General features: G+C 44.7%; 3 protein-coding genes. All 3 read right to left on the reverse strand.

Going from position 1 to position 4644, the window contains the following annotated elements:
* Positions 1-2030, reverse strand: a 2030-nt coding sequence (gene brxL / locus AB7U36_RS18815; RefSeq protein ID WP_428161189.1) for a protease Lon-related BREX system protein BrxL, incomplete at its 3' end; no start/stop codon positions are given.
* A 16-nt stretch (positions 2031-2046) separates the two neighbouring features.
* Positions 2047-4284, reverse strand: a complete 2238-nt coding sequence (locus AB7U36_RS18820) for a hypothetical protein (protein WP_428161190.1) — start codon at positions 4282-4284, stop codon at positions 2047-2049.
* Positions 4281-4644, reverse strand: a 364-nt coding sequence (locus AB7U36_RS18825; RefSeq protein WP_428161191.1) for a DUF4276 family protein, incomplete at its 5' end; no start/stop codon positions are given. The genes AB7U36_RS18825 and AB7U36_RS18820, both read right to left, overlap by 4 nt.

Raw genomic sequence — 4644 nt, forward strand, 5'->3', positions numbered from 1 at the left:
TGCATCAGCATCTGGTTATTCTGATAGAATGGCACGTCGGTATTTCCCAGAACAGTAGGGGGTACGTTCGAAAGTTCATTGAGATTATCCATTGGGACAATTACACTTTTGGCCCCGTTTTCGGACAACACGGTGACTTTATCTGCAAAGTTGATCGCCCGTTCAATGGCCCCTCCTACGGATATATTTCCGAGTACTGCAAGACCGACCTTGAGATTTTTTTTGTAAAGGGCCGATACAATGGCAATGTAAACGGCTGATCCAATGCCGGATGTAATCACCGCACCGAGAAGATTGGTCACCTGAATGGTGATATCATAATTTTTCAAGGAGTGCCGGTCACTGAGGATTGTTTTCTCGTTTGCCTTAATGTACTGATAGGTGTTTTTGATATTTTCTTTAACGGTAGTGCTGCTAATTCCGGTAATATTCAGTTTCCCAGAACCGGCGACTGCAACAGTCTCAATTCGCACCAGTGCAACATTTTCCCCATCACTTGTACTTGTATAGCAGACCCCTGGAGGTAATGGTGTATTCTCGATAAGGTGAGAGCCTTTTTCTTCAGGTAAGCCAACAAAAATTTCTTCCTGACTCTCTTTATCTATGTAAGAGAAATTGGTATCCCAGAACTCCATGCCCCCGATACGCTTCAACTGTTCTTTAACACGTCGACGCATTTCAAGTGCAATTTCCAAATATCCTTTGATATCCTCTTTGGTGTATTCGCCGTCCGGATGCATCAGCTTGATAAAACCTGAAACGATCTTTTTAACCGGTTTGGTATCACGCTGCTTCAGATGGGTTCCCAGTGAATAATATTTTTCGATTGCGTCGGTATAGGTGACTCGTCTAAAGGATTTGAGTGCTTCGGAAAAATAATCCGTGCTGAACCCAAAGCTGGACGTGAAGTGTTTAGGGGAAAATTTAATCAACTCCCATCCCGGCAAATAAAAATGAATACGGTCTAAAAAGGCCGTATCGCTGTTCACCTCATCGGATAGAGGGCTAAATAGATGGGAAGTTTGAAGGACCGTCTCCACCGGCTGATTAATGTTCCCGTTTAAGATAATGGATGCAACCCCTGTAATTTCACCTCCGGCACCCGCCCGGGAGAACGAGCCGGATTCCATATAGTCCTTCATGAGAGGGATCGCATCCCGATCTTTAAAAATTTTGTCAGTGGCTTCATCAAAACAGATTGCATCCCACTGTCCCACGGCACCCACTTTCCCGGTAGACCCATGAACAAACATCTTCGCTACGGTACCTTGGCCACCTGAAATTAATACGGCGTAAGGGGTGAGTTCTTTGAATACAAAGGATTTGCCGGTTGAGCGAGGTCCCAACTCAATAAAGTTAAAATTTGACTCAACCATGGGAAGCAAGCGGGAAAGCAGGAGCATCTTGATTCGGTCGGAGAAACCTTCTGAATTGGGCTCGTATCCGCAACTGCGCAACAAAATGTCAAGCCATTCACTTTTGGAAAACTCTTTGCGCTTATTGATGATCTTGCTATTGTCAAAATTGGAAAGTTGAATCGGCTTGATCTCGGTAATGACAAACGGAAATATGTTTTGGCCAATCTTTATGTTGGGATCATACTCCACATCAATAATCGCCCATATTCCGCCCATCAGCATTTTTTCATGTTGTCTCACCAACTCGTCGTTTATATTTCCATTTTTGATATTACTGTTCTGCAGTTTTGCCCAGTAAATATCCTTCTTGGAATCCAGTTCGACGGAAATCTTGTCAATGATCTTGTAGCGGCCTCTTTCACGGATTTTTGAATGAATCAGAGCGCTTTCTTCAGGGTTCACATAATGCTCACTGAGAACCTTTTTTACGTTTTCCATTCCAATACGAATTTTCTCTTCATCATCAGTGGAACATGAGTTGGCAATTAAATATTCAAGCACAAATACAGGCACATTGGCCCCAACCTTAACAGACAGGACAAGATCTTTCTTGACCACGTATCCCCTAAAGTGCTCCAGAAGTTTTATGTCCAAGTCATTCAATACTGCCATGATCAATTCCTTATCCTTAGAGAAGCCCGCCTAAATCTCTATCTTTATTTTGTTTTATGATGGCCCGGTCAAGCTGCTGTTTAGTGGCAGCATCCAGAAGAAGGACTTCGAGTTCTGAATGGCCATCAAACGTATATTCCTTGGTAAGCTGCTCATTTTGCTGAATGGCAAATACATCGCTTTTATTCACCTGTGCCTTGTTGGCAAAAAAGACCAGATAGACCCTCCTATCCATAGAAAACAGATCTTCGGTTCCTTTATCTGCCTTAATTTTGATTGAAAAGAGTTCTCCGGTGACATCTCTTAAATCCCCTTTGTTTTGAATCAATACAGACAGCAAAACCAGCGATGCGCCGGATCTTTCCCAACAGAAGTACGGTGTCACCAATTCCTGGGGCGACACACCGCCATGGGAAAAGCCATACAATCCCGGTGTTTTGAATGGATTCATATTCCTGGCAAAGTAGATGTATTTGAATTGCCTGTAATTTTTCTCAGCCTCGATCAGCCCGGGTGTCAGGTCAGCCTGCCTTGTTTCTGTACGGATATAGCGTTCTGCTTTGTCAAAATCGCCTTTTGGTGAAACACCAATCTTATCGGCGTCACTCAATAATCCTGTCAGCACGAACCCATGATCTGTAATAAGATAGACTCTGGCATAACCACCGGCCAGAAGAAGGGAGATCTTGTCGGCAAAGAAATCGATGATTTCAGGAAAATATTTCAGCGCCTTTTGCTGGAGTTTCTCACCCATGTCATCAATGTCTTTATAGGTACAAATTAAAATCTGCCCGGGCCGAGCCTCTTCATGAACCTCATCCAGCCGGATGAAATCAAAACTGAGATCAGGGTTCTGTTCCACCAGATATTTTTCGCGGTTGCTTTGGACCGCTTCTGTAATCCCATTGGCCATATAAATACGGCTCATGTTATTTTCGGTTTCGGAAGGGATATCCGCAAGGATAGAATCCTTCTTAAGCGTTACCGACCCCTTAACCTTTGAAGCAACCCGTTCCGCTATTTCATAGGCAACGCCATCCCCGACAATAACTGCGGTCTTCAAGCCGCCGGCATCGTCGATAATCCGCTGCAGGGTTCCGGTTTGGGTTTCTTTGTAGTCGCTCCAATACTTGAACCATTTGTCGAGGAAAATAGTGACGTACTCTTTGTAAAGTTCCTGAAATGGTTCAAGGAGCGTTTTTTTATTAAGGAACTGTGCATAGAGGTTTCGGATGGCGGTATCAAGTTTGCAAAAATGTTTTTTGTAAAACTCGACACATTCACCAAAAGAACTCAGGTAGGCAATGTCCTTTGGATCAAATTCCAGCAGGGGGATCACATCACCCCAGAAGCAAATACCAAGGGTCTGAGCCTGTTTGCTTTGATTGCGTTGACGCAATTTGGCCAGTGTTTTTGGAAAGGATGATTTATCCGAAAGGGTTGCACCGATTTCAGCCAACCATCGTTCATCCACCTGGCGGAAGGGATGATGGATACTGACATTCCAGCTATCTATATCTGAACAAACTGTATAGTGGTCAAGATATTCGTTGAATGAATCACCGTAGGAAACAGAGTCGAGCCAGCTGTTATAAACCGTTTCGAGCGTTTTATTGCAGCTGCCCTTTGCCAGGCCGTCAAGCATGGCCTTCACCACTTCTTCCGCCAGGGTAGAGGCAGGCTTGTTCAAATAATCCTGCCCGATCAGCTCGTTGACCTTTCTGAAAAAGGTCTCCCGGAGCTGGGCATCATATTTTTCTTTCGAATATTTGTCAGGATCATGAACAAAGGGCAACAGCTCTTTATTCAGGTCAAATATTTCGGTCGCCCCCTTGTGACTGAGATCCATCCAGTAGGTGCGGTCTTTCCCGACACTGACTTTGGCTGCAGCGATAAGCTCTTCCCGGGGAAGGTTGATATTCAGATTCAGGGTCTGGTGGACCTTGTCCTTGATATAGTTCTGCAGATACCGGATCTCCAGACATCCGCAGGTCTCGCAATATTCCCGGATAAATTTAAGTTCATCCTTTTTTGACCGGGTATAAATGAGAAAGCGTTCGGGGCTGGGCTGGGTTTTCTCAATGAGATACTTAACATGCAGTTCTTCAATTTCTGATTTTACCCGGTGGATGGTATATTCACCCTCAAAGATTCTCAGGAAGAATTCTGCATCCCCGGATTCATCAATCAATACAGCCACGGTGTGCTGCTCATATATGTCCCGCAGGTCTTTTTTTAACCATTGGTCGATCATTGGAAACCTCTCTGGATCTCTTCAAACCTTGTCAGCCACGCATCAAAAAGAGGACATGCGTTTCGAATCTTGTCTATGCCGATCTCCTGGGCAATGGCTATGCCCATGGTGGTTTTAAGAAACTTCCCATTGGCTGACCAGGCATCCAGGCGCTTGGAAGGAGCCGTCAAAGGATCATTATTGATTTTTTCAGGTGAGCCACACGCTGAAATAACCGTTGCCACGTTAGATTCATCTATCCCCAGTTGTCCGGCAAGAATTCCGGCATCGCTGAAAAGCAGCGCCTCAAATTCATGCACTGCGACAAAAGGTATAAATCTGCGTTCTGCTTGCCGGCCGGGAAAAAGCGAGACAACCTGT

The sequence above is a fragment of the Desulfobacter sp. genome (assembly GCF_050177295.1).

Bases quoted from the DNA above. Each gene is read 5' to 3' on its own strand.
- AB7U36_RS18820 (WP_428161190.1), bottom strand. From the start codon at position 4,284: ATGATCGACCAATGGTTAAAAAAAGACCTGCGGGACATATATGAGCAG.